Source organism: Ochrobactrum sp. AN78, assembly GCF_029909885.1.
Lineage (GTDB): Bacteria > Pseudomonadota > Alphaproteobacteria > Rhizobiales > Rhizobiaceae > Brucella > Brucella quorumnocens.
Genome location: NZ_JASAMU010000008.1, coordinates 25,786 through 51,578 on the forward strand (window position 1 = coordinate 25,786; position 25,793 = coordinate 51,578).

Below are 25,793 nucleotides of genomic sequence, written 5' to 3' on the forward strand. Positions count from 1 at the left end.
GGCAGAACGGAAAGGATGGCAGGTTTTGGGTGGGGATGGCAGCGCGCCGAATGGCTGACATGAAGTCGCAACCGACCGATCGGCAACGCGCTTTATTGCTGTTATCCATGCAGATCTGGCGAACACCGATAGCAGCCTTTCTACTTTGGCTGTTGCTGAAACCGAGAAGGGTGGATGACGCCCTGTCTATTCGCTTTCGGTTGCATTACCGAAGACGTCCTGCCTGCAGCACAAGAATGGAGGCAGGCAACTGTGGCATCTGGACCCTGACTATGACCCCGGCAAAATGCATAAGCGTCACCTCCAACATTGCGGCGCTTTAGCATGCGGCGATCAGGTTTTCTTCAGGGGCACCGAATACCGATCGATGAACATCTTAGGAGTGAAGGCATGGGTCTTTAAGAGAGCACCGATCCGCTCCACGTCGTTCAGGACATTCGCGTCCCCTAATGCCTTGGCGAAGTCTAGCAATGCATTTCGCAGTTTGTTGAGCTGATCTTCTGTCATCACACGAGCGCCTTCGATCATCGCCGCACCAGCCCCGGTTGTCTTCATGGGGTGCACGATCAACGCCGTCTTCTCCGCCACCTGGGTGTATTTCTCCTCGAACCAATCGATGCCCTGGCCTAATTGCCCCAGGTCGTGCTTCGAGATGCCCTGCTCTGTGGTGGCGCCGTTCTTGCATTCTATAATGAGGAAGCTACCATCGGAGAACGCCCAAAGATTGTCGGGGCCCTTCTCTGATGTCTTCTCCGGCCTCTGCGAGCCAAGGCCGAGCAGCCTGCCCGTCTCGTGGATCGCAGCCTCGAACTCGTTGGAGGTATTGGGCTCGAACCGCAGGTCATCGACTAGGCTCTGGAACCGTAGCATCCTGTCGACCGCTTCGAGAAAGGTCGATCTATGGATTTCTTGGACCTTCGCGGCTTGCTTACCGGCGACTGGGGCAAGTTTCTGGTACGCGATCCCGTCGATTGGACGCAGAACGTAGTTGTTGAGCCGGTGCGCTGACAACAGGATCTTCTGTGCGTTCGCTGGGTCGATATGATGAGCAACCTCCGCCTGCCTGACCAACGTCAGTGCCTTCTCGTCCGCATCGTCGAGCCGATTTCCGGCTGATCTGAGCTCCTCAAGTGCACCGGGATGGTCACCTGATCGAGCCAGATCAAACGCCGTGCGCAAGGCGACGGCCGTAGGATCGAGAGCGAGACCTTTCCCCGGCTTGGCTCGAAGGAGCGCCTTCTTGCTCACCTTCACCCAGCCAGCGTCGCGGCCGAGGCATTGGTGTATGACCTTCCGTATGCCATCTATGTCGGTACCGTCGAGTTGCTTGGCGAGGTTGGTGGACAGCTCCAACTGTGCCTGTGTGGCACCGGCCAGCATCTGTCGACCCTCGACCGACTTGATGCGACTGGTCAACTTGGCGCCACACAATAAGACGACGCAGTGGTCGTCATTGGACCGTACTCCTCTTCCCATGCCTTGCTCAATGCGCTGCATCTGACGGCGAAGGCCGGCCTTCGAGTCCGATATGACTGCCATGTCGGCTGCCTCGCGGAGTGAGGAGACCTCCGGTAGATCGAAGAGCGCCAGTACCCGACATGCATCGTCGGGAAGGTCGATACCATCGTAGCGGTTCACCAGAACTGTCAAACCTACATGCCCGTTCCGGAGCTTTTCGACGCCCGGAGCTACCTTGTCACCAATCAGGATTTGATCCGCGACATCCTTCCAAGCATCCGCTGCGGGCTTGGATGGAACGATGACGACGACATTTTGATCCTTGGCCAGATCGACAAGCAAAGCTCTAACTTCAGCAATGTCTATCTCCGGATTCAGCTCCTGCGGCATCAAGATCATTCGCTCGCCCATGAATTGTGAGGACACAGGTACGATAGGATCCTTGAGCGCCTTGGGGTTTGCACCAAAATGGGAGACGAGGACGCTGTCATCGGCAAGAGTAGCCGTGAGATAAATCCGCCTCTTGGCTTTGAAGAACGACCTGATGAGGTCAGTGGGTGGGCAGATGGGTTCGATCTCGAGGAATTGACCGCCTATAACGCAACGGCAGTATGGCAACACTTCCCTCAGCAAGGGGTAGCTGAAGAGCAGTTGTTCGGATTCCCTATGGACATGCAGAGCCTTCAATATCTCGTCTTGATTGTCCTTCCATGCCCAAAATGGGACCTCCATAGTCACCCTCGGATCGCTATCCTCGAGCTCAAGGAATCGGGACGGGCTCTGGCGCTTCAACTGATTGGCGACAACATGGAGGATCTTGCCGTAGGCTGGGTGAGTATTCGGCAGGGTGATGCGGAATTGCTCGCCGATGGTCGCCACACAGGCGTGCGCGTCGTCCACCACGACGCTGCCGATTGATATTTTGACCTGCTCCAGCCCGAATACGGATTTGCCGTTGAATAGCTTGTGGATGGTTGTAACGCAGATTCTCTGGCCCGCAGCATAGGCGGGGTCGCGTGGGTCCTCGACGATCTCGAGTCCAAGAGCGCCTGCTTCCTCAATGACCTGAGACACCAACTGGTTGTCGGGGCAGATGTAAAGGGCGGGCCCTTTGCCGTCGTTCAAGGAGCTCTGGAGGAGCAGTAGGCCGACAACGGTCTTGCCGCTGCCGACGTTCAGCTTGATAACGGTGTCATGATTGTTAGGGTCTTGGAACCAAGCTTTCATTACCTCTGTCTGGATATCTCGAGGGAAGGAGAACCGCTTCGCCCGATCCAGCGTGAGAAAAATATCACGCGGGTCGGTCACGGCTACTTCGTCGTCTCCCAACAGGTCTTCGAAATTTATCAAGATCCGCCCTTCCTCGAAGCATTCTCGACTGCATTCCATTGCCGAGATTTAGAATAGTTGCTTTGCTGGAAGCAGATTAAACACCCTCTGCAGCATTGTCGAATATTTCCTCGTCCGGAGGTGGTCCAGGATATCTGCTTTCTCGCGGCATGTCCGTGCAGCGGTCAGTCGGCTTCCGGCCCCATTGCTGACGTTTTCGGCGAATGGGTTTTCTTGACTGGCAATCAGCTTTAATTGGCTTGCGTACAACACAACGGTAGGAGTTGATAATAAATTGACAAACTTTGCCAATCTGTGAATATGGATTGCAGCGAAAGGAGAATTTGATGGCTACGATGAATGTTTCGCTCCCTCATCCTATGAAAGAATGGGTTGAGGCCCAGGCTAAAACAGGACGCTATTCGAACGTAAGTGACTATGTGCGCGACTTGATCCGTAAGGATCAGATGCGTGGCGATAAGATCGCAGCACTGCAGCGATTTGTTGATGATGGCCTGCAAAGTGGTAAGGGAACTCGTTCGCGGGATGATCTCTTCGCTATGGCAATTGCTAACGCCGAAAAATCTCTGAAACGCAACTAATGGTATTTAATCTCTCTGTTTAGGCGGAAGAAGATATCATCGCTATTGCAGAGCACGGCATAGCAATGTTCGGACCTATACAGGCCAAACGATATCATTCGGACCTGTTTAACACGTTGGATCTGATCGCCAAAAATCCACAAATGGCACGTGAACGAGAAGAAATCTCTCCGCCTGTCCGGATTCATCCGTTTAAAGCTCATCTGATTATTTATCAAATTGAACAAAACGGAGCGATATTTGTAATTAGCATACGGAATGCATTTGAAGACTGGATTAGCGATCCTTTATAACGTTTATTCTGTTCTCACAAGTCTTCGGAAGAGCAGAAGCTGTCACTAACTCATCTTTTCTAAGTTGCGAGAGTTTTCTTGACTCTGACTCTAGATCAGAAACCTGACATTAGATTTCCCTCGGATCCCCGGAGCATTTACGTCTTAGATAATGTCTGCCGTGAGCCGATGATGATCGCGTCTGGCGACGTATTTGTGTGGACGACCATTCCGTTGCGCAGTGCTCGGCGCTGTGCAGAACCCAACGATGACTTTTGTCTAAATCGCATGGCCTCCGGGATAGAGAAAACTTATGCTATCCTCGGACCAGAGACGCCCTTTTAACCGCGCTTCATAGCACTTGCGATGATATCGCCGTCTTCTTCTGTGATCTCGAATAATCCGAAACTGAATTTATATAATCATTTCAACTTCTACGGCTTTCGCGCTGCCTGCACTGAAAACGAATATAGAGTTACACGACGCGGGCCAAAGGCCTAGGCAGCACTTGCCGGCCCAAAACCAACTGGCCAAGGCTGCTACTCTGACGGCCTTCTACTGTTGACCGGATTACTAAGTATGATAAAGTATGCGTAAAAGGAGCTTAGTCATGTCTTCAGTGGAACGTCTAACCATTACCCTGCCCACAGAAATGGCAACGACAGTGCGCGATGCCGTTGCCGGCGGCGAATACGCCTCCACAAGCGAAGTCATCCGAGAGGCGTTGCGCGACTGGGTGCGTGCGCACGACACCGAACGTCGGGATCTTGAAGCCTTGCGGGGAGCTATTCGTGCAGGCCTGGAGAGCGGCCCTGCTATTCCCGCTGAAGAAGTCTTTGCAGCCCTGCGTGCCCGCTACACCAAGGCCTGACAATGACGCTTTTCATTCGTCCAGCCGCACAGGCAGACCTTATCGAGATCGGCGATTACATCGCGATAGACAACCCGGATCGGGCCTATCCTTTATCGCGGAATTCGAAGCGCTCATCTTTAGCGCAATTGCGGTGCGCCCGGACAGCTTCCCGGCACGACCCGACCTCGGCGAAGGCCTGCGCGTCGCGCGCCATCATCGCTATCTTGTCTTCTTCACACACAATGCAGAACGCATCGAAGTGCTGCGTATCCTGCATGCTGCGCGTGAGCTTCAGTCCCTTCTGAACTGAGCCGGGAAGAGGGCATGCATGAAAGTCTCCCCTCGCTTTATCACCGCCATCGCTTCTCGCCTGAGATTATCGCTGACGCAGTGTGGCTGTATTTCCGGTTTCCGCAGAGTTTTCGTATGGTCGAGACAGGCTGGCATATGAGAGATCATCATTACCCGAGAAACAGTGCGCGAGTGGGTTAATAAGCTCGGACGAGATTACGCCAATGCAATCCGTCGCCGCACCCGCACACCGCATTCTTGACTGGATATCATAGTTATTTTCTTTGATCCTTCACTAGGGCTTGCGCGCTTTTCGCTTTGAGCAGCTTGCTCTTTGACGGGATCATAGTCCATCCATCACTTTTTCAGCAGTCTTTCCACGATATCGGAGGCTAGTGTTGTTTTTTGGGCAATCTCGAAAGGCCACTGACGATGCTTTCTTTCCATGGGTCACCGCGGTTCAATGCTTCTTCCCAGGCATCTGTTAGCTCATCACCGTGACGCTTTTGCACCAGAGCTTCGAAGAGCAGGGCAGCCTGGGTAAGGTCCTTGTCGGCCCTCAAACGGCCTAACGTCTCTGTGAGCCTCCACGAAGACACAATCAGTTTGTGAATGGCATATCTCTCCGGAGCAGGAACGACGACGGTGACGCCTTGACGAAAAAGAAGCACCGTGCGGATAGGCTCGTAAATAAGATAGTCGGGGAAACGAAGGTTTTCCGCCGAGGCGACACCCAGTGCCGGCATCGGCGATGGCTTTCCTGTGTATTCGTCTGATCCCGGGTTACTGGTCAGGAATTCCACTCTGTAACCTTTGCCATTCACGAAAGCGGTTACACTGACTTTATCTGTCTGATGCGGAACAGCTCGGAATTATAGATCAACCGACTGTAGTATTTCGAGGATTGGCGGCAGACTGTCCTGGACCTCAGCTGATATGGCGAAGCCCTGGGCAACATCCGCGTCGCCTGTCTGCATCGCTGTGGAAGGCAAGCGGACACCTAGCATTCCAGCGTAAGTGCTGAATGCCACTGACCCGATCTGGATAGCGCGCAAGCGAAACAGTCCGGCCTCGGCTAAGGCTTTCGTGACATCGCCACAAAAGGATCAGGACCGGGGAGGCCCGCGTCGCAGCGTGCTAACCATGCGCCTTCGCTCCCTAATGTTGTCCCTGATCGCTTCGTCACTCGCAGGTCCGACGTAACTTCGTTTATCTTTGCCTTCGGGTGTAGGGAGGTCGAAATATCAGTAATCACGATTTTTGACTGTAACGTTCACGAACCATCCCTCCAGGGGAAAGTCTGCTGTAAATTGTGCATCCATTGTCTATCTGAACACCGACTTGACTAATCAGAACCGCCACAAGGAGTGAGCCGGCGACGCCACCCAGTTGAAATTTCCCGAATTGAATTTTCCTAGCGCATAACCGCCAGCCAGAGATAGAAACAATGCTATCTCAGGGGCCTGCTGAAGTATCGACTGAAGCCACTGCATGCTGCCCTCCGCGTCACAATCAGACAAGGATGGAGGGCAGTGCTTATGAAAAAGACAATAAAAATAGGTTCCGGCCAATTGCAAAAAGCCGCATCACCTATCGAAAACCGTGAAGACTTCTAACTAATATAGCCAGCCTGGACAACAGTGATGGCAATCATGTGGAACACATCATCAGCGCTGCAACCACGGGACAGGTCATTGGCGGGTTTAGCGAGACCCTGCATGACAGGCCCGATAGCAGTCGCGCCACCGATACGCTGGGCGATCTTGTAGCCAATATTTGCCGCATCAAGATTGGGAAATATGAAAACGTTGGCCCCGCCGTGCAACACTGATTGAGGTGCCTTGGCGTCGCTGATTGCTTCAACGAAGGCGCTATCGAATTGCAGTTCGCCGTCGATGATGAGTTCGGGCACGGCAACATGGGCGAGCCGGGTTGCCTCCACCACCTTGGAAACCTTTTCATGCACAGCGCTGCCAGCCGTTGAGAACGAAAGCATGGCCACTTTTGGCGGCTTGCCAGCGAGGGTTTCAAAGGAACGAGCCGAGTTCACAGCGATATCGGCGAGACTAGCCGCATCGGGTTCGACCACAAGGCCACAATCGGCGAAAACGAAGATGCCTTTTTTGGCATGGTGCGGCGCGCACAGCATCATCAGGAAGAAGCTCGATACAAGGCCCGTGCCGGGCGCTCGACCAATTGTTTGCAGTGCGGCGCGTACTGTGTCGGCAGTTGTCGCTATCGCTCCACCCACAGTCCCGTCTGCTTCACCCTCGCGCACCATCATAGCCGCAAAAACAAGCGGGGAACGCAGTGCCATAGTGGCTGCTTCTTCATCAACACCCTTACCCGCGCGAAGAACATGATAGGCCTTAGCTAATCCCGGGGCTAATTCGGACGAGATTGGGTCCTCAATCTGGAAGTCTTCGGGTATCGCCCCTGCCGCAGCAAGGCTTACCTCGATAGTCGAGCGATTACCAACAAGAATGATCTCAGCGACCCCCTCCCGCGTGGCGCGGATCGCTCCCTCAATAATGCGCGAGTCCTCTCCCTCGGCAAGCACTATCCGGCGCGGCGATGCTTTGGCAGTTTCGATGATATGATCAAGCGGTTTCATCAGGCGAGCCCCAGATAGTGAATGCTGACAAGGATAAAGGTGCCGTAATGCCACGGTAGCGAAGGTAGCGAGGTCATTCAGATCACCCCGCCGCTCCCGCCCGGGGTAGCCCGGGCAGGCGCTTGGTAATCAATCTGGATTAAGCTCGCTTTTGGACGCGCATGTCCGCGCGGTCAATTCCGGCAACCGGCACGGGCTTTTTCATAGCGTCGCGCCGGAAGGGTTCACCGAGTTCCTGATTGAGGATGACTTCTATGAACGTCGTCACGCCCTTTTCCTGCTCTGAGATCGCGGTGGAAAGCGCTTCGGTGAGTGCCGTAGTCGTATAGACGGAAACTCCCTTCAAACCACAACCCTCGGCGATTTTCGCATAGCTGAGATTGGGATTAAGTTCGGTGCCAACGAAGTTGTTCGAATACCATAGTGTCGTATTGCGCTTTTCCGCACCCCATTGGTAATTGCGGAAGATCACCATAGTAATTGCAGGCCATCCTTCTCGGCCAATTGAGCCCATTTCATTCATCGAAATCCCGAAGGCACCGTCACCTGCAAAGCCTACTACCGGGACATCCGGGCAACCGATCTTGGCGCCGACAATCGACGGAAACCCGTATCCGCAAGGACCGAACATGCCCGGTGCAAGATACTTTCTGCCAACTTCGAAAGTTGGATAGGCGTTGCCGATTGCACAATTATTGCCAATGTCGGTCGATATGATTGCATCCTTTGGCAGAGCAGCCTGAATAGCGCGCCAGGCCTGACGGGGTGACATGCGATCAGGTTCGCGTTTACGTGCACCTTCGTTCCATTCAGTTCCGACATCATCGTCCTCGTGGTCCATTGAGGAGAGCTGTTGCTGCCACGCAGATCGGGTTTGATGGATCGCCGCTTTACGTTCCTCACGACCCGCATCGCCAGCCGAGGGAGCAAGCTGCTCAAGAATCTGCCGCGCAACCTGTTTGGCATCACCGCAAATGCCAACCGATACTTTTTTGGTCAGCCCAATACGATCAGCGTTGATATCAACCTGAATGATCGCAGCGTTCTTCGGCCAATAATCTATGCCGTAGCCCGGCAAGGTCGAGAATGGATTGAGGCGGGTACCAAGCGCCAACACTACGTCAGCTTTTGAGATCAGCTCCATCGCCGCTTTCGAGCCGTTGTAACCGAGCGGCCCGACCGCAAGACGATGACTACCGGGAAAAGCATCATTGTGCTGATAGCCGCAGCAGACCGGTGCGTCGAGCTGTTCGGCAAGTTTCATTGACTCCCCGATAGCGCCACCAATAACAACACCAGCACCGTTGAGGATGACTGGAAACTTTGCTTCCGACAACAGCTTTGCCGCTTCCTCGATGGCCTGCGGACCACCGATCGGACGTTCAAAACGGACGATTGCCGGTAAATCTACATCGATTACCTGTGTCCAGTAATCGCGAGGAATATTGATCTGTGCCGGGGCGCAACCCCGCAAGGCCTTTTCAATCACCCGGTTCAGCACTTCAGGGATGCGCGAGGGATCACGTACCTCTTCCTGGTAACAGACCATCTCCTTGAACATGGCCATCTGATCAACTTCCTGGAAACCGCCCTGACCAATCGTCTTGTTGGCTGCCTGTGGTGTCACCATCAAGAGCGGGGTATGGTTCCAGTATGCCGTCTTGATGGCAGTAATAAAGCCAGTAACACCAGGGCCATTCTGGCCAATGGCAATTGACATTGTGCCTGTTGCGCGGCTGAAGCCATCTGCCATCATGCCGGCATTGGTTTCGTGAGCGCAGTCCCAGAATTTAATGCCAGCCTTTGGAAAAAGATCTGATACCGGCATCATCGCCGAGCCGATGATGCCAAAAGCATGTTCTAAACCATGCATCTGGAGAACTTTGACGAAGGCTTCCTCGGTGGTCATTTTCATGGAGAGTTCCTTTCTGAAAGGATTGGCTTCAATTGATTAGAGGATTTCGTCGCGCAGCGCGTACCAGCGGTACATTCCCCACTGCCCTATCCGTCGAAACGGCGTCAGCAGACCATGGCTTGGCAGAGGAGAGGTAAAAATCGGAAGCTGCAGATTGCTTCCTTTGCCCGCGACCAGCTGAGCCATTCGACGGCCAGCCTGAGCTGAATACATGACGCCGTTGCCGCCATAACCCATGGCGTAAAACAACTTTTGCGAAGGGTCCGGCTGGAAGATTCGAGGCATCATATCGTGGCTGACATCCACCCAGCCCCACCAGGAGTATTCGACATTGACACCGCGAAGGGTCGGAAACTTGCGATAAAGGCCATTCAACAGCAAATCGAGATGCTTCGGATTGGTTGCGTCGCGCCCTGTGATGGCGCTGCGACTGCCGATCTGCACCCGGTTATCCGGAAGCATCCGAAAGTAATGGCGCAGTGTGCGCGTGTCTGTAAGGGGAATGCGTGTCTTGAAGTTGAGCAGTTCCCGTTCGCTATCCGTCAAGGGTCGGGTGACAATTGAGTTTGACAGTATCGGCATTAGCCGATGGCGGGTCAGCGCATTCATGCCTGGCGATGTATAACCGGCAGTGGCGATACAAACAGCGCGTGCACGAACCGTGCCGCCGGGGGTTGTAAGATAGTGCATCCCCCCTTTGGTCGTGCAATCGAGCACTGGACTGGAAGTATGTACTTTAGCCCCGAGCCGTCGTGCGAGGCGAAGATATCCGAAAGCCAGCTTCGCGGCATGGATGCCCATACCGTCTGGCTCATACAATGCGCCGCGTGCTTCTTCGTCTCGAACAAAATCGCTATGGATTTCGTTACGCGACACCATGCGAGCCCGATAGCCGAACGTCTTGTTCAGCAGGTGGACTTCACTTTCAAGCGACGGCAGCATCTTGTCACGATGAGCAATGTAAAGATGACCGCCATCCTGCGGCTCACAATCGATCTCCGGCTCCCGTATCAATGCCCGGAAGAGATCGAAGCCTTCGGCAACCTCTGCATGCATCTTGCGCGCAACATCGACACCCCAACGGGCAATCCATTGCGAGCGCTTCAGACGTCCGGCGGAAATCTGCGCCTGCCCACCATTGCGGGTGCTACAGCCCCAGGCGACGCCGTTTGCCTCCAGAACCGTGGCCTTGATACCGTGCTCTCGCGCCAGGTGTATGGCGCAGGAAAGACCAGTATAGCCCGAGCCAATGATAACAACATCGACATCCAGATCGTGCGTGACAGGACCATCGTCCTCTGGTGCCGGCCCTGCTGTGCCGATCCAGTAGGTAGGCGCATAGTCTTTACCAATACCAGGGCTGGACGAGTGGTTAGGATCGTAGGCCGGATCGAAGGGCTGTCGCTCGGCCTTTATGAAATTGGCGTGCTGTTGCATGGCGTTGTTCCGGTATTATTGACGAGGTTGTAGAACCGGGCGGTTCTTGCGAAACGCCTGCTTGCGCACGATCTTGCCGCCTCGGATGGTGAAAAGATCACAGCCCTCTGCTTCAATACGACTGCCATCAGCTGCCGTGCCGGAGAAGGTCCACTCTGAAACGCCGCGATCTCCATCAGTAAAGTGGCTGTGATTGACCCACTCAGCATCCGGCATCGATTTCCAGACCCCGCTGAATGCAGCTGAAATCTCCTGACGCCCCGTGAAACGAGTGCCGTAGATTTCCGGTCCACCGACGGCGTTGAAGATGCAATCTTCAGCGAAAAAGTGCATGACTCCATCAATGTCGTGCCTATTAAATGCATCAAACAAGGCTTTGAGATCATTTGCGGTCAGTGTCATCGTTATCTCCTTTGGTATGTCAGAAGGCATAGCTCCGCCGGGCCAGTAAGACCGCCCTGCATGGGCTGCGATGGCCAAGATCAAAAGAAGTGGTGGGGCTTAGATACGCCCCTTCCAAGGGATCAGTGCTTTTTCGAGGTATCGGATCAAAAGGTCGAAGGCGAAAGCGAAGATACCGATGATGAAGATACCCATGATCACGGTATCGCTTTCAAGATTTTCGGCCGCATTCAGAACCATGAAGCCGAGGCCTCTGTTCGCCGCGACCATTTCAGCCGCGACCAGGGTGGTCCAACCAACACCTATACCGATGCGCATGCCCGTGAAGATTTCGGGGAGAGCCGCTTTCATGATCACTTGGCTGATGACCTGCCAACGGGTGGCGCCCATCGCATAAGCCGCATGTATCTGCTCTATAGAGACTGATCGCACACCAGCTCTCGCCGCGATTGCCATGGGCGCAAAGATCGCAAGATAGATCAGGAATACCTTGGGAAATTCACCAATGCCGAGCCAAATGATGACAAGTGGCAGATATGCGAGCGGTGGTAACGGCCGATAGAACTCTATGACCGGATCAAACAGGCCCCGGACGACCCGATTAACGCCCATGAGAACACCAATGGGCACCGCCGTGACGAGTGCCAACGCAAAGGCACCAAATACGCGACCTATGCTCGCCAGTGTGTGCTGCCAAAGAGTCGAGTTCGAGACTCCTTCCGTTAGTGCCAGAATGAACTTGTCCCATACCGCAAGAGGTGAAGGCAGGAAGAGCGGTTTGATCCAGCCAGTTTCGGTAACGAGGAACCATAGCGCGATAAGGAAACTGGCTGTCGCAAGGCTGATCATGCCACTGGCACCGTCACCAGGAGCGCCAAAGATCTTACCTGCCTTGACGGGCTTGGTGGATGGGGAGCGGGTTACACGGTCAAGCATGTGCCACCTCCCGATCGGCAGACGCTCGCTCGTCACCATAAATAATGCCCAGAACTTCCTCGCGCATACGGATGAAATCGGGGCTGGACTTGATAGCGCGAGCGTTGCCTTCCTCGAGAAAGCGACGGTTGAAATCAAGATCGTAGGTATGGGTGATGCGGCCCGGGCGCGGTGACATGACGATCAGTCGGGAACCCAAAAACAGTGCCTCCTCCACGCTGTGTGTGATAAAGAAGAACATCTTATTGGTCAGCTGCCAAACTTTGAGCAAGAGCTCCTGAATAGTTTCGCGCGTCAGCGCATCAAGTGCTGCCATTGGCTCGTCCATCAACAGCATGGCGGGGTCGCATGTCAGCGCTCGCGCGATTCCCACGCGTTGCTGCATTCCGCCCGAAAGATGGTAAATCATGTGGTTATGGAAATCCTGCAACCCCACCAGAGCGAGGTTTTTGGTGGCCAACTCCCGACGTGTAGCCTTGTCGACGCCGCGTAGCTTCAAACCAAATTCGGTATTTTCCATAACATTGAGCCAGGGCAGAAGCGCATGCTTTTGAAAGACAACCCCACGTTCGGCACTTGGTCCATTGACGTGATGATTACCAAGCGAAATGTCACCTTCTGAAGGCGCCATGAAACCCGCCATGAGATTGAGAAGTGTTGTCTTTCCGCAACCCGATGCTCCGAGTGCCACGACAAAGTCGCCACTGTTAATAGTAAGGTTCACTCCCTTGAGGGCGATTATCGCCTGATCCGAGTAAAGCCCCGGGTAGGTTAGACCGATATTTCTGACATTAAGCGTTTCCATACGATATGCCTCCCTGCACCTTGGTCAAGGGCAGTATAGAGTTTCACGCAACCCCAAACGCAAACATTCATTCATGCTCACTTGAATTGCTCTATACGGATGAAGAGGGCACCGGCCAGTTAAGACGGCCGATGCGAGATTAGCGGAGGCGCTATTTAGCGGCAGCTTTAGCAAAATCAGCATTAACAAAGGGCGAATAATCGTCGAGCGCTTTGCTTATCTGCTTCTGTTCTGCCAAGAACTTAGCGCTTTCATTGAGTGCGCGCACTGCTCCACCACCAAGCCAGGTCTCCGATGCCTGTTCATCCGCATTAGGGAATGAAAGCAGTCCGAGTGCCTCAACTGTGCTTGCTCCATCGCCACCGATAAGCTTTACAATGCCCTTTACTGGCGCGGAATCCTCCGTCCAAGCTGCCTTGTCGGCATTATAATCGGCATAAGACTGGGCCAGCACTTTAGTAAATGCCTCCATGAATTTGGTGTTTTGTTCTGCCCATTTCTTATCGACCACAAGACCGTCGAATGTGGGCACACTGGCCGCACCAATGACTTCGGAGTCGGAAATTGTCTTTCCAGTTTTCTGGATCACCGAGAGCGCTGGCGGCCAGACATAAGCCGCATCAATATCGCCCCGCTGCCAGGCAGCAACGATCTGCGGCGGTTTCAAGTTCAGGATTTCGACTTCTTTCGGGTCGACCTTCCACACCTGATTCAAACCCACAAGCAAGTGGAAATGTGAAGTGGAAACAAATGGCACCGCCACTTTTTTACCCTTGAGATCTGTCGGCGACTCAATGCCCGATCCGTCGCGGGCAACGAGTGCTTCAGATTTTCCGATATTGTCGAGAACCCAGAAGAGCTGCAACTCGACGCCACGCGTTGCTGCCGATGCTGTGCCGGTGGAGCCGATCACTCCGATCGGAACATCGCCAGAGGCAAGTGCTGTCGTAATGTCGCCAGCGGAGCTGAACTGACGCCAATCTATGGCGTAGCCCGCTTCTTTAGCTGCGGCGTCAAAGCGGCCGTCGGCGATCGCGGCGATGAATGGGCCCACGATCTGTTGATAACCGACGACCAGTCGAGTTTCAGCATATGCCGCATTCGATGCCAAAACGCCCGCGACAATACTCGCCGTGGCCGCCAGGCTCTTAATAGTCCTGAAAAGCATGCTAACCTCCATTTGATGTTCCCCGCCGGCTTTGCCGGTCTTGTGCTTATAGAGATAAGCAGTGTATTCCCACTTGCGTTATATCCAGATTGGAAGTTGAATAGGTCCAGATTAAGTAATTGAGTCAAAAGCGCGAAGCAGTTTTGCTCCGGCTAATGGCTAAACAAATAGATAGAGCGGTTGCAACGGTTCAGCCATCACTGGAACCGCTCTGAGGATGGACCTCGTGCAAACTCATGTCTCCGAGACAATCTTCTTCATCGACCGCGAAAGCGGTTTGGGGCTTCAGGCTCAGCTGCGAGAAACAGTTGTCTCGGCAGTTCTCGCCGGACGCATCGTGCCCGGCGCGCAACTGCCTTCTACACGTCGACTTGCCATCTATCTGAACATTTCGCGCATTACCGTTACACTTGCTTATCAAGAACTGGTCTCTCAAGGTTATATGGAAGCGGTTGATCGAAGCTCGTATCGCATCGCACGCAATCCGCCGGGCCGAGCACTTGTAACCGATCAATTGCCCTCTCAAGCTTCAGAAGTTGACTGGTCCCGCAAGGTTGCGCTCGATTTCAGCGTAGTGCGCCAGGTTGAAAAGCCGCTCGACTGGAGACGCTATCCCTATCCGTTTCTCTATGGCCAGATGGACCCGACTCTCTTCGATCTCAACGCATGGCGCGATTGCAACCGGCGCGCACTGGCGCGCGAAGACTTTATCTCGATGGCAAGTGATTTTGCGGCTGCGGACGATGTGCAACTTGTCAATTATATTTGCTCGCGCACTCTCCCTCGACGCGGTATCCACGCCAATCCTGACGAGATCCTTGTAACCGTCGGTGCACAAAATGCCTTGTGGATAGTGACGCGGCTGATACTTGGCAAGGGCACAACCGCCGTTTGCGAGAACCCTTGTCACCCCGATATTAGCGCTTCACTTCTATTAAGTGGTGCGGACGTTACCACCATCAATGTCGATTCCGAAGGCTTGCCCCCGGACAATCTGCCGCCAGCAACAGACGCCGTCTTCGTCACCCCCAGTCACCACTCTCCGACAGGCGCAACGATGCCAATCGACCGCCGTATGAAGCTCCTTCAAGCGGCTGCGGAAAAGGATTTCGTTATTGTTGAAGACGATTATGAATTCGAGATCAGCTTTCTTGCGCCACCCTCCCCAGCCCTCAAATCTTTCGATACCTCAGGCCGCGTGCTCTACATAGGCAGTTTCTCGAAATCACTCTTTCCCGGCTTGCGGCTCGGCTATCTCGTTGCACCTGCACCCTTTATTCGTCAAGCGCGTGCTCTACGCTCGCTGATGTTACGACATCCGCCGGGGCATCTCCAACGCACCGCCGCGTACTTCCTTGCCCTCGGGCATTACGACGCCGTATTGCATCGTATGCGTACCGAGTATCACAAGCGGCATGTGTTGATGGCCGAGAATCTCAAGAAGCAAGGTCTTGTTGTAGCAGGATCCTCATCTTTTGGCGGCACTTCGTTCTGGATGGAAGGACCGAAGGGGCTGGACGCGGATCGGCTGGTGCGAGAGTTGCGGCAACACGGGGTACTCATAGAATCCGGCTCCCCCTTTTTTCCACGCAATGAAGCCCCATGTCACTTCTTCCGTATGGGATATTCTTCCATACCAAGCAGCAATATATCTGTGGGGGTTGCCCGTGTTAAAGCTGCGATTGACACTCACTTTCGAGGTAACAGTTGACTAGAAAGAGCTTGGCTCACCTCAATTCTTTGAGGTAGTTCGTATCTGACATGAAGGGCGCTCTTCGATCCGGCTGAATGCGGATGTCCAGAAAGAAGAGCACCATGCAAAGCGCAACCATCAGCCACCAGACAGGCGAGAGGTCTGCCAGATTTTTGCGCAGACACTCTGTGACAAGTGGAAATGTGAGGTCATGCTGAAGCGCGACTTTTGCGTTTTGAGTTTACTCATAACGATGTCTGTTTAAGATGCGTTTCTGCCGAAAGACTTCTGCAGGTGTTTTCGATCACTGAGTGTCAGCGGATCAAGGTCTCTGGGAAGCCAGCGTCTTGTGCGTCTGTTGGTATTCTCAACAGTGCCTTTCTGCCAGGGGGACTGCGGATCGGAAAACCATGTTTGTGATCCAATCCCTGCCTGCAGATAAGCCCATTGTGTGAACTCAGTGCCGCGATCAAGGTGATCGATCGGCGGGCCATTTGGGGCAGGGGCTGGAATACCCTAATCACGCCATTCATCACCGGTCGTGACTGACGATCATTGTTACGTAGCAATACCGTAAAGCGGCTCACCCGCTCGACCAGAGACGCCACATTGGCGTTGCCAAACTTCTTGCGAAACTGGATAGTGTCACATTCCCAATGGCCGAACTGCTTGCGCCTGGCAACCATGTCTGGACGATAAAGGATGCTCAGTTCTGGTGGAAAGCGGCGCCCATGATGACGCCGGGCATGACGTGGGCGCCGTATGGCGCGGCGTTCCGGCAGATACTTCCAGCTCTTCTTTTCGACCATCCGCGGAATACGCAAACTGATAGATTGTTTCATGACTGAGAGCGATGGGATGTTGCTCCAACCGCATTCTCCCGGCAATCTGTTGCGGTGACCATCCATCGCTGATGTGCTGGATCACGGATTGACGTAGCTCATCAAACCGAACGAGTTTGCGTTGCTTCAAGCGACGCTCACGGGATTTCTGGTCGGCAACCGTGCAGTAATAGCCGGTAAGATCCACGATCTCATCATCGTTAAACTGATTACGTTTGAGTTCACAAAAAATCGTCGAACGGTGCCTTCCCAATTTCTCCGCAATAACGTCAACGGAGAGCTTCGCGTTTCCGCCGGTTGCTCGTATCGCGCCTATTGGCAAATCAACAACCGAGGAGACTCAATTTCCATCGAGGAACTGCATGGGCATATGCAGATGATGAAGGAAGAACATTGAGTGACCGAGCCACTTTTCCGCCTTGGCCTTGCTGATCCTATCCTCAAACGGAAAATGATCACTCTTCTGGTCGAGGCCCAGAAGACGTTTGATAGACGAGACGGACTTTCTCCTGCCGCGACATTTAGAGCGTCATATTGCGGAGCCGCGAACCACACCCTCTATGAAGGACGGGTGTCATACCGACTTAATGGTGCCGTTTGGAGCCGGAGTTGTACAGTGGTTTTTTGTTGTGCGGAATCGAAGCAGAACTTAAGAATTCACAGGTCTCTTAGAAAGACCATCTATTCTGAATGCATTATTATTTATGGGACTAAAATGAGAATCTTGTTCACTACACTCGGCGTCGTCCTTGCGATAACGTCCTCAGCCATTGCTGAACGAAAGCCAACCATTCTTGATCTCGTTGAGAAAGGCTATGAAATCAAAACGTCGACGGGAAATTATGTTTTTCTGCAGAATGAAGAAAAGATTTATATGTGTTCATTTCTTCAGGTAAGTGAATATAATGTTGCTTCAGGAGAGATTGATGCCATCAAATTCGATTGCGCTGCTGTTATTAAATGACGGACAGGGATATGTTGGCAGTCGCAGTACCGTTATTTTCCAATATACAACCAGAACAGTCGGTTGAAAAAGAATGAAGATTACAGTGTTCATTCTCGGATTAGTTCAGATCCTGATTGGGTTATTGTTCATTGTTGAGGCTTCGTCAGTACAAAGACTGATACTTGGTACATTATCATTTGGGCTTGGGTCTGTTTGCTTCGGCATAGCAGTGATCATTGGTCGACTGGATGAAATCCGCGCAAGTTGTGACGGTTCCAAACTCCGATGATAGGCAGGCGATCCAGATCAACATCACAGAAACCTTTTGCCCGGCCTGAACTGTTTTAAGTTTGTCGGGGATGGTTTACTTGAGTTACTAGCGATAATCGGCAGGTTTGTCATGTCGCATGGTGGCGGTCTGGCCTGTTGCTAAATTATTGATAAGTGAATTGATGGCTTTATGTACTATAGGCATCGTTAATACACGACTGACACTTGTGCGCAGGCGCTCCCACCTGATAATTTTTGCCTTCGGTATCTAAGATGCCGAAATTTTACGAACGGCATTTCTGAAAGGTTTTAATGATGAATAGTGCGGATGGAATTAGCGCATCGGTGTATACACGCTGGCACCAATTGGCGGTTCCTTTTGCCTTTGCACTGAGTGCGGGAAGTTTTGTGTTGGTGATTTTCAATCGTGGTTCGTTGGGCATCGCGGGAGTAGTTGCTCTGCTGGCCCTGTTGGTACCATTGCTCATAACCTTCAAAGTCTTCCCAACCCGCCATCTGATTAAGATCACCCCCGACGGTTTAGAGTTTTCACGCCGTGCACCAATTGCATTTTCTGATTTGACGCGTTGGGGTGATGACGATCTCCTCAAGCTGGTCCGATCGGGTTATCCAACCCTGCTGGTGAGTCCGTTGGATTTGCCTAACCGGAAAATTCTGTTCAGCCAGTTTCGAAATGCGCTCGAAGATTGGCAGAAGAAGCAACATCCCGGTAAGAAGCCGGTACAGCGAACGCATTTCTACGGATCCACGGGGGCTCGTCTTATAGGTGCACTGATTGCAACGTTAGGGGGCGTTTCGGCCATGATGGCGATGAATCTGCGTGAACCTTCAATTGCACTTGCCATAGTCGCTACATTGGGGGCGTTGTTTGGGTTAGCGATGTTGTTTGGTAAGCGGGTATGAAGCTCTCCCACATTGGAACGTTTCAGCAGCATTAGCCTGCCTAGTGAGCAGGCAGCTTTTATAGAATCTAAGGTCAGGAATGGGGACTACGCTTCCGTTGGTGAGGTTGTTCGTGCTGGCTCCGTGCATTAAGAGAGCGGGATGAAGTGATCGAACGCTGGCTACACAATGAAGTTCGTGCGTCTTTCGATGCAATGAAATCAGACCCTTCTCGGGCGGTGACTGTTGATGCTGCTTTTGCTTCAATTCGCAATCGACATGCTCAACGCATGAAGGATCATAAGTGATGTGCAGATCGGTAGTCTTGTCCCCGGAAGCTGAGGCAAATCTTTTGGCTCTTTATGATTGGATAGCCGAAAGAGCCTCGCCTGATATTGCGCCTGTTTATATCGATAGACTTGAAAACTATATACGCGGCTTTTAACTCCGCCTCTGAGCGAGGCACTCTACGTAACGATATAGGTGAAGGGCTCCGAACTGTTGGTTTTGAACGTAGAATAACAATCGCCTTCAATGGCACGGAGCGAGAGGTTGTCGTGTTCGGCTTGTTTTACGGCGGTCGAAATTGGCAAGTTGCTCTATCTGAGCATTGAAATCGCTGCGGTTTTCTTTACTCCAATTCAATAATATCAAACCGCCGTCAAACTTCCCCTTACCTGCTGTCACCGAAGGCGCGCGCCAGCGAGGCCTTGGCGGGTGTTGATGAGAATCTTGCGCATTCACGGGCTGGCGAACGTGTGCGTTCGTTGGGTGCCTTCGCATCGCTGTGGCTTGATGGTGAGTTGGTCGAGATGGAAGATCTCGTCCTGCACGACGACGCAGAGCGCGATATCCGTTCGCCAAGCTACCAATTAACACTCAGTCGCCCAGTTGGGCGTAATGCCATTTTTGCCTATAATTCCACAACCGACTTCTGTTTGAATAAACTACACCGTAAAAGCTGCACTCAGAAGCACAAAATGGAATGTAGAAACTATCAATCGTTTCTTGTGCGCCTTGCCTTTCATCGCGATGTAAACAACCGCACTAACAGCAGCAGATCCGACATAGGCTGCGACCATTTTAATCCCCCTCGAACCGCTTCCAGCATCGAAGTTTTCTGGTTGGATATCGTGAATCATGTGAATAGCGGCTTTTGTTCGAATTGACGGCGCATATAAACAAAGGAGACATTGCGAGCTCAATTTGTCTGTTGTGACAAGAATACAACAACTGCGCATCATTTTGTTGCTCGCTTTTGCAGGCCTGATAACAGCTCCTCGATAGACTCTGTAGAAAAATCAACGCTAAAAGCTCACAAAACTACTCATGTTTAGTTGGGCGCGTTTTCACTTTTGATTGGTTCTAAATGGTTGCAGTTGAAAGGCTCGTCATAAGTGACTAATGCGAATGATTATTGCGGAAAATGTTCCTGCGAGAAATTCAGATTTGTTACAGGCGTGTTTTGATGTCCAAAAACTACGAGACCGGGCTTAAAATTAGCCGAACTAGGCTCCCAATTCAAAGCGACCGTCTTTATGTCAAAGCAGCGGTTGTTATTGAATGGCTTTTGCACGTTGCAGCTTTTGGAGGCGTGAATGTCAGCGGCTTTAAATGCGTTATTTGAAACGCATCGGCGGTCGCTCATGTGGAGCGTCATGAGGATTGTTCGCGATGCTCAAACTGCAGAAGATCTGGCGCAGGAGACGTACATTCGTGCGCACAAGGCAGTTGAAAACGGCAGTGTCGAGCACCTCGAAGCATACCTTCACCAGACCGCGAAAAATCTCGCACTCGATCATCTTCGCCGTCGCAAGGTGAGCAAGGCAGTAGAGGCTGACGGCGTTGATGAAGGAACAATCAACGGCGTGCCGCACAATGTTCCGTCGATTGAACAGATCATTATCGATCGGCAGGAACTTATGTGGTTCAAAAACGCGCTTTCAGGACTTCCGAAGCGCGCGAAGGCAGTAATTGCATTGAGCCGTATCGAAGAATGGCCAAATAGTCGCATTGCAGAGCATCTTGGCGTATCCGAGCGCACGGTATTTTCAGATTTGAAGCTGGCGATGGCGCATTGCCGCGACGCAATGGCGCGTCACGAGCGGAAATAGATAATTTCTTCAGAAACAACAGTTTGTTCTGCCTGCCATACCAAATCAAACCGCATCGATGTGCGCGCGCATATTTATTTATTTTTTTGCCGGATTCCCAATCCTCGGTCGTCTAGGTTATAGGAACTGAGATATTTGAATGATGGGACGGATCAGGGTGGGACGTAAGAGTTCGGATGACAAGCAGATGCGGGACGATGGTTACGCGCACAGCGACCCTGTCGTCGATGCAGCGCTTGACTGGTTCACCCGACTTCGCAATGTCGAGCCGGATGACATCACACGCCAGCAATTTGAAGCGTGGTTGAAAGCAGATCCTCGTCATTTGCGAGAGTTTCGCGCGCTTGAGGTAATGTGGGGGTCAAAACCTTTTGTTTCGGCGGTAGCCTCTCTTAATGCGGCACCACTCGATGTCCCCATGTTACAGCACTATCCACTTAGCCGTCCGTCGCGATTGCTGCCTCGAACCTTGGCTGCTGCGGCAATTGTATTTGTGACACTGGGCGCGTGGAAATTGCCGGACATTCTTCTGAGATGGCAAGCGGATTACGTCAGCGCGACGGGTGAGAAAACGACTGTCACATTGCCCGATGGTTCGATAATGATCCTGAATACGGCATCTGCTGTGTCGTTGGATTTTGAAGACGGTCGCAGGACGGTAAACCTCCTGCAAGGCGAAGCGTTTTTTGATGTTCAACATGATGCAGAGCACCCATTCCGGGTTGCGGGTGGATACGGTGATGTTGAAGTGAAAGGGACTGCTTTCTCCGTTCGCAGAAATGACGAAGAAACCGAGGTGGTACTCGAACGCGGGCACGTTGATGTAAGCTGTCTTTGCGATGGGGCTGCGCAAGCGGAGTTGCGCCCCGGTCAGTCCATTGTAGCGACATCGCGCGAACTCTCGCCAATCCAATATGTTGATGCACAGCGCAAATTAGCATGGCGAGACGGTCGCATTAGCTTCGAAAATATACCACTTGGAAATGTCCTTTCTGAACTCCGCCGGTATTATCCTGGCAAAGTGTTGGTGACTGATGGTCGTATCAACAGGTTGGTGGTTACAGGCAACTATCGGCTTGATAATATTGAAGGCGCAATACGTACCTTGGCAGATGCTGCCGGTGTCTCGATGAACCGAATTCCTGGTGGAATCGTAATTCTGCGTTAAATACTCAAGTTTTTTTTCCGATTGCTGCCCCCTCCTGCGTCAAGGTATTAGAGGGGCGCGTTTTCGTAAGGTGCGGATCGGTTCCTCGGCAGTTTTAAGAGGGTAGCCGACGATGGATCAACGCAGGGCAATGCTGCAAGCCGGGAATATGAAAACACAGTTTGACGGACGGCAGCTCGCAAAGGTCCTATTGGCATCGTCCGTTCTAGGCTGTGTGTGGACATTGGAATGCTCTTCGGCTTTTGCCCAAGCCCAACCCGCTGCGGCATCCTCTCAGAGCATCAAATTTCAGATCCCGGCGCAGCCGCTTTCCTCCGCTATCAATGCCTTTATCAATCAAAGTGGTTGGCAGATTAGCTATTCTTCCGAGCTGGTGCGCGGCAAACGATCAAGTGGACTGAGCGGTTCGCTGGCGCCCGCTTTAGCACTCCAACGCCTTGTTGCGGGCACAGGCATTTCTGTTCGTGTCGGTTCTGCTGGGTCCGCAGCCCTCATTAATCCGAAAGTAGGCGCTGTCGAGGCTGCATCGGTGGGTGAAGGAGCGATAATTCTGGACACGATTAGTGTTCAGGGTCAGGGCGCGACGACTGAAGGAACAGGTTCGTACACCACCTCGCAAATGACCACTGCTACGGGCCTGCCATTATCCATCAAGGAAACACCGCAAGCGGTAACCGTTGTTACCCGGCAGCAAATTGATGATCAGGGCGCGCGTTCGCTATCCGAAATTCTACGTGGCACAACTGGCGTTTCCGAAAGTGCGTATGATTCAGAGCGCTCTTCGTTCAGCTATCGTGGATTCGATGTCGATAATTATCAGTACGACGGTGTTCCCACGACCTTCAACAACGCGTTTGCAGCCGGCGAATCCGAACTTGATTCCGTTATTTATGATCGCGTCGAGATTGTTCGCGGTGCGACAGGATTGATGAATGGAGCGGGCAATCCAGGGGCGTCGATAAACCTTGTCAGAAAGCGGGCTTCCAGCACCAGTCTGACTGGCGCAGTCAGCGCTTCTGCGGGTTCTTGGAATAATTATCGAAGCACAGTCGATGTATCCACGCCTCTTAATAAGGCTGGAACACTGCGCGGCCGCTTCATTACTGCGGGGCAGCTCGGCGATTCATTCATTGACCGATACGAAAAGAAAAAGGGCGTTGTTTTCGGAACAATCGAAGCCGATCTCACAGAGAATACTACATTGCGCGTCGGTGCCGATTATCAGATCAATCGACCAAAGGCATCCACCTGGGGCGGTGCAATGGGCGCTGGTTGGTTCAGCAACGGTGAACTGATTGATTGGCCTCTCTCGTTCAGTGGAGCTCCAAACTGGTCGCGTTGGAACAGCAAAACCCAGTCTCAATTCGCAACACTGGATCATTCATTTGACAACGGTTGGAAGGGCCAAGTTGGCTATTCCCACAGCAAGCAGAATTTTGATGCACGGATGGGTATGAGCATCGGCGGACTTGTCGATCCGATGACCTGGACCTCTCAAACCAAGAAAGTGTATTCTGAGTGGTATGAAGGATACAGAGAGCAACACGCTATCAACGCTAAGCTCGATGGTGACTTTGAGCTTCTGGGTCGCAATCATGAATTTATGATTGGCGGAAGTTCAGCGTGGCAGCAGAATTACGGAACTGTTCGTACTGCGGCTTTTCGGGAAGATTATAACGGCAGTCTGCTCGACTGGAATGGCGATTATGCAGAGCCCATTTGGAATGATCCAAAGGGGCAGCTCGACAATGACACCCGTCAAATTGGGCTTTACAGCGCGGTTCGTCTCAATATTTCAGATCCGCTGAAGCTTATCCTTGGTGCACGCTACACTGACTACAAAAACACTCAAACGGATACGTTTAAAGTGGTCTCCCCCTATGCTGGCATTGTCTATGATTTGAATGACAACCTATCGGTTTATGCGAGCTATACGGACATATTCCAACCCCAGGACTACCTCGATAAAAATGGCAATTTTCTAGATCCACTCCAGGGTTCCAACTACGAGACTGGCGTTAAGGGTAGTTTCTTTGATGATCGTCTCAATGCATCATTTTCGATGTTCCTGACTAAACAGGACAACGTTGCCGAGGCAGAACTTGATGCTTTGGTGCCGGGGACTGGCGGGCAAGCCTATTACGGAGTTGATGGAACACAAAGCAAAGGTTTCGAGGCCGAAGTCGGTGGAGAGATACTACCGAACTGGAACATCAGGGCGGGCTATTCCCGGTTCAATCTTAAAGATCCTGAAGGCGTGGAACTGAACACGCCAACGCCACGCGAGACTTTCAATTTCTATTCGACTTACCAATTTTCCGGCGCGCTCGAAAAGTTGACAGTTGGCGGTGGCATGAGGTGGCAAAGTGGTGTTTGGGCTACCGTATGGGGTGCGGATGGAAGTGGTGAAACCGTGCAAAGGCGTGCGGAGCAAAAGCCCTACGCGATTGTCAACTTGATGGCTCGCTATGACCTGACCGATAAAACTGCGCTCCAGTTCAATGCAAATAACATCCTTGATGAGCGTTATTTTTCGCAGGTTAATTTCTACAGCACCCGCAATTATGGTGAACCGAGGAATTTCACTCTGAAGTTATCTCAGAAATTCTAAACATTGTGGCTGTGGTCGGCGATGAATTCTGCACACGGCGTAACGATTTAAACGATCAAACCGTAGGGAGTACAAAATAATTAAGCTATCGCTCGCTCCCCTAATGATGAAGAGACGATCTGTCTGCGCTGGCCTATTAGCATCGATGATGCCTCTGGGCGTACGAGCGTTTTCAACAGATAGAACGGGTTCATTTCCTCGCAGTCTCAACCATGAATTTGGTGAGACAATTCTTACAGCTGAGCCCAAACGTATCGTTGCGCTTGGCTGGAATAGTGAAGACATTCTTCTCGCACTTGGTCATGTGCCGATTGCAATGGAACACCGTGCGCTGTTTGATTCAGGAATTTTACCTTGGAATGAACAGGTTCTTGGCTCGGGCAAACCTGTTTTACTGCAGGCTGAGCTTACAGATTTTGAACAAATAGCCTCTTTGAAGCCGGACCTAATCATTATTCTGTCCGTATTTTCAAAGTTCAAAGAAGCCTCGTATAAGCGGTTCGCGCAAATTGCCCCAACGATTATTCATCAATCGACAGACGCGCGTTTGGCATGGCAACAGCAAACAATGTTTATTGGCAATGCACTCGACCAAAGCAAAGATGCGCAGGCACTCATCCAAAAAACCGAGAATTTTTTGGATGAACTTGCAGCCTCACGCCCTATAACGCGGAATAAATCATTTGTCTTCGGAACCTATGCGGAAGGTGAAGGAAACATGGCGGTCTATCTCCCGGAGGATGCGAGAATAGCCCTGCTGCACAGGCTTGGACTTCAGGTTGCTCCCGCAATCAAATTGCTTGGCGATGAGAACCCTGGAAAATGGCGCACGAATTTCAGCATAGAGAATATCGATGAGCTTGAAGCCGATCTCTTTATTCTCGGTTATGGTGAGGGTATCGCCGATGCAGTCAAAAGCAGCCCGCTTTTCATGCAAAATCGCGCGATTCGGGAAGGACATAGCGTCTTCCTTGATGATCCAACGATGATATGGGCCTCCTCTGCACTGAGCGTTTTATCGATACCTTTTGCGTTTGACATTTTTTTTGAACGCATCGCCGCTTCACTTGAAAGTCATTGACCGTGGACGATTCTAGATATTTCGGGGGTGGGGGGGAGTGGCAGAATACTGCCAACACATTCGACAGTTGGGTCTCGGTTTGG

General features: G+C 52.3%; 21 protein-coding genes and 2 pseudogenes. 13 read left to right on the top strand and 10 right to left on the bottom strand.

Going from position 1 to position 25,793, the window contains the following annotated elements; all coding sequences use genetic code 11:
• Window positions 1-333: 333 nt before the first annotated feature.
• Window positions 334-2,808: a DEAD/DEAH box helicase family protein gene (locus QBD00_RS15530; RefSeq protein ID WP_318579977.1), complete on the bottom strand. Its 2,475-nt coding sequence runs from the start codon at window positions 2,806-2,808 to the stop codon at window positions 334-336.
• A gap of 326 nt (window positions 2,809-3,134) precedes the next feature.
• On the opposite strand from QBD00_RS15530, the gene QBD00_RS15535 reads away from it, so the two are divergent.
• The 4 genes from QBD00_RS15535 (at window position 3,135) to QBD00_RS15550 (ending at window position 4,824) form a co-directional block, all read left to right on the top strand.
• The gene (locus QBD00_RS15535; protein ID WP_318579978.1) at window positions 3,135-3,389 is read left to right on the top strand and encodes a type II toxin-antitoxin system ParD family antitoxin; all 255 of its coding nucleotides are present in this window, start codon (window positions 3,135-3,137) and stop codon (window positions 3,387-3,389) included.
• Window positions 3,390-3,424: 35 nt separating this feature from the next.
• Window positions 3,425-3,682: a type II toxin-antitoxin system RelE/ParE family toxin gene (locus QBD00_RS15540; RefSeq protein WP_318580039.1), complete on the top strand. Its 258-nt coding sequence runs from the start codon at window positions 3,425-3,427 to the stop codon at window positions 3,680-3,682.
• A gap of 589 nt (window positions 3,683-4,271) precedes the next feature.
• Complete coding sequence (locus tag QBD00_RS15545; RefSeq protein WP_151093981.1) at window positions 4,272-4,532, top strand: type II toxin-antitoxin system ParD family antitoxin; 261 nt, start codon at window positions 4,272-4,274, stop codon at window positions 4,530-4,532.
• Window positions 4,510-4,824 carry a type II toxin-antitoxin system RelE/ParE family toxin gene (locus tag QBD00_RS15550; RefSeq protein WP_318579979.1) on the top strand — a complete coding sequence of 105 codons (315 nt, stop codon included), beginning with the start codon at window positions 4,510-4,512 and terminating at the stop codon, window positions 4,822-4,824. The genes QBD00_RS15545 and QBD00_RS15550 overlap by 23 nt, the downstream gene beginning before the upstream one ends.
• A 373-nt stretch (window positions 4,825-5,197) precedes the next feature.
• On the opposite strand, the pseudogene QBD00_RS15560 reads toward QBD00_RS15550, so the two are convergent.
• From QBD00_RS15560 to tauA, 8 genes and pseudogenes are all read right to left on the bottom strand, one after another.
• Window positions 5,198-6,127 (bottom strand): annotated as a pseudogene (locus QBD00_RS15560) (GSU2403 family nucleotidyltransferase fold protein).
• Window positions 6,128-6,417: 290 nt separating this feature from the next.
• Window positions 6,418-7,419: a phosphate acetyltransferase gene (gene pta / locus QBD00_RS15565; protein WP_191793666.1), complete on the bottom strand. Its 1,002-nt coding sequence runs from the start codon at window positions 7,417-7,419 to the stop codon at window positions 6,418-6,420.
• A gap of 139 nt (window positions 7,420-7,558) precedes the next feature.
• Window positions 7,559-9,334, bottom strand: coding sequence for a sulfoacetaldehyde acetyltransferase (xsc, locus tag QBD00_RS15570; protein ID WP_095448125.1), 1,776 nt, complete (start codon window positions 9,332-9,334; stop codon window positions 7,559-7,561).
• A gap of 36 nt (window positions 9,335-9,370) precedes the next feature.
• Window positions 9,371-10,771, bottom strand: a complete 1,401-nt coding sequence (locus QBD00_RS15575; protein ID WP_318579980.1) for an FAD-binding oxidoreductase — start codon at window positions 10,769-10,771, stop codon at window positions 9,371-9,373.
• Window positions 10,772-10,786: 15 nt separating this feature from the next.
• Window positions 10,787-11,167, bottom strand: coding sequence for a nuclear transport factor 2 family protein (locus tag QBD00_RS15580; protein WP_191793692.1), 381 nt, complete (start codon window positions 11,165-11,167; stop codon window positions 10,787-10,789).
• Between the two features lie 105 nt (window positions 11,168-11,272).
• The gene (locus tag QBD00_RS15585; protein WP_151093971.1) at window positions 11,273-12,109 is read right to left on the bottom strand and encodes an ABC transporter permease subunit; all 837 of its coding nucleotides are present in this window, start codon (window positions 12,107-12,109) and stop codon (window positions 11,273-11,275) included.
• The gene (locus QBD00_RS15590; protein ID WP_151093969.1) at window positions 12,102-12,914 is read right to left on the bottom strand and encodes a taurine ABC transporter ATP-binding protein; all 813 of its coding nucleotides are present in this window, start codon (window positions 12,912-12,914) and stop codon (window positions 12,102-12,104) included. The genes QBD00_RS15585 and QBD00_RS15590 overlap by 8 nt, the downstream gene beginning before the upstream one ends.
• A gap of 151 nt (window positions 12,915-13,065) precedes the next feature.
• Window positions 13,066-14,082, bottom strand: coding sequence for a taurine ABC transporter substrate-binding protein (gene tauA / locus QBD00_RS15595; protein WP_151093967.1), 1,017 nt, complete (start codon window positions 14,080-14,082; stop codon window positions 13,066-13,068).
• 217 nt (window positions 14,083-14,299) lie between these two features.
• On the opposite strand from tauA, the gene QBD00_RS15600 reads away from it, so the two are divergent.
• Window positions 14,300-15,793, top strand: a complete 1,494-nt coding sequence (locus QBD00_RS15600; RefSeq protein ID WP_318579981.1) for a PLP-dependent aminotransferase family protein — start codon at window positions 14,300-14,302, stop codon at window positions 15,791-15,793.
• Window positions 15,794-16,016: 223 nt separating this feature from the next.
• Here the strand turns inward: QBD00_RS15600 and QBD00_RS15605 are convergent.
• Window positions 16,017-16,903: pseudogene (locus QBD00_RS15605) on the bottom strand (IS30 family transposase); the annotation flags it as partial.
• Between the two features lie 111 nt (window positions 16,904-17,014).
• Between QBD00_RS15605 and QBD00_RS15610 the strand changes: the two are divergent.
• The 8 genes from QBD00_RS15610 (at window position 17,015) to QBD00_RS15645 (ending at window position 25,710) form a co-directional block, all read left to right on the top strand.
• Complete coding sequence (locus QBD00_RS15610; RefSeq protein ID WP_318579982.1) at window positions 17,015-17,581, top strand: hypothetical protein; 567 nt, start codon at window positions 17,015-17,017, stop codon at window positions 17,579-17,581.
• Window positions 17,582-18,145: 564 nt separating this feature from the next.
• Window positions 18,146-18,757 (top strand): hypothetical protein, encoded by a 612-nt coding sequence (locus QBD00_RS15615; RefSeq protein ID WP_318579983.1) that lies wholly within the window; start codon window positions 18,146-18,148, stop codon window positions 18,755-18,757.
• Between the two features lie 12 nt (window positions 18,758-18,769).
• Complete coding sequence (locus QBD00_RS15620; RefSeq protein ID WP_318285402.1) at window positions 18,770-18,889, top strand: type II toxin-antitoxin system ParD family antitoxin; 120 nt, start codon at window positions 18,770-18,772, stop codon at window positions 18,887-18,889.
• A gap of 557 nt (window positions 18,890-19,446) precedes the next feature.
• Window positions 19,447-19,905, top strand: a complete 459-nt coding sequence (locus QBD00_RS15625) for a hypothetical protein (protein ID WP_318579984.1) — start codon at window positions 19,447-19,449, stop codon at window positions 19,903-19,905.
• A gap of 429 nt (window positions 19,906-20,334) precedes the next feature.
• Window positions 20,335-20,850, top strand: a complete 516-nt coding sequence (locus QBD00_RS15630; RefSeq protein ID WP_318579985.1) for an RNA polymerase sigma factor — start codon at window positions 20,335-20,337, stop codon at window positions 20,848-20,850.
• Between the two features lie 139 nt (window positions 20,851-20,989).
• Window positions 20,990-22,018: a FecR family protein gene (locus tag QBD00_RS15635; RefSeq protein WP_318579986.1), complete on the top strand. Its 1,029-nt coding sequence runs from the start codon at window positions 20,990-20,992 to the stop codon at window positions 22,016-22,018.
• A 148-nt stretch (window positions 22,019-22,166) separates the two neighbouring features.
• A complete protein-coding gene (locus QBD00_RS15640) occupies window positions 22,167-24,629 on the top strand; it encodes a TonB-dependent siderophore receptor (protein ID WP_318579987.1) in 2,463 nt (820 codons plus the stop codon).
• Between the two features lie 145 nt (window positions 24,630-24,774).
• Window positions 24,775-25,710 (top strand): iron-siderophore ABC transporter substrate-binding protein, encoded by a 936-nt coding sequence (locus QBD00_RS15645; RefSeq protein WP_318579988.1) that lies wholly within the window; start codon window positions 24,775-24,777, stop codon window positions 25,708-25,710.
• The last annotated feature ends 83 nt before the right edge of the window (window positions 25,711-25,793 follow it).

Coding starts and splice junctions, on each gene's coding strand:
- QBD00_RS15535 (WP_318579978.1), top strand. CDS start 3,135: ATGGCTACGATGAATGTTTCGCTCCCTCATCCTATGAAAGAATGGGTT.
- QBD00_RS15545 (WP_151093981.1), top strand. CDS start 4,272: ATGTCTTCAGTGGAACGTCTAACCATTACCCTGCCCACAGAAATGGCA.
- pta (WP_191793666.1), bottom strand. CDS start 7,419: ATGAAACCGCTTGATCATATCATCGAAACTGCCAAAGCATCGCCGCGC.
- xsc (WP_095448125.1), bottom strand. CDS start 9,334: ATGAAAATGACCACCGAGGAAGCCTTCGTCAAAGTTCTCCAGATGCAT.
- QBD00_RS15575 (WP_318579980.1), bottom strand. CDS start 10,771: ATGCAACAGCACGCCAATTTCATAAAGGCCGAGCGACAGCCCTTCGAT.
- QBD00_RS15585 (WP_151093971.1), bottom strand. CDS start 12,109: ATGCTTGACCGTGTAACCCGCTCCCCATCCACCAAGCCCGTCAAGGCA.
- QBD00_RS15590 (WP_151093969.1), bottom strand. CDS start 12,914: ATGGAAACGCTTAATGTCAGAAATATCGGTCTAACCTACCCGGGGCTT.
- tauA (WP_151093967.1), bottom strand. CDS start 14,082: ATGCTTTTCAGGACTATTAAGAGCCTGGCGGCCACGGCGAGTATTGTC.
- QBD00_RS15600 (WP_318579981.1), top strand. CDS start 14,300: ATGGACCTCGTGCAAACTCATGTCTCCGAGACAATCTTCTTCATCGAC.
- QBD00_RS15615 (WP_318579983.1), top strand. CDS start 18,146: ATGATGAATAGTGCGGATGGAATTAGCGCATCGGTGTATACACGCTGG.
- QBD00_RS15630 (WP_318579985.1), top strand. CDS start 20,335: ATGTCAGCGGCTTTAAATGCGTTATTTGAAACGCATCGGCGGTCGCTC.
- QBD00_RS15635 (WP_318579986.1), top strand. CDS start 20,990: ATGATGGGACGGATCAGGGTGGGACGTAAGAGTTCGGATGACAAGCAG.
- QBD00_RS15640 (WP_318579987.1), top strand. CDS start 22,167: ATGAAAACACAGTTTGACGGACGGCAGCTCGCAAAGGTCCTATTGGCA.
- QBD00_RS15645 (WP_318579988.1), top strand. CDS start 24,775: ATGATGCCTCTGGGCGTACGAGCGTTTTCAACAGATAGAACGGGTTCA.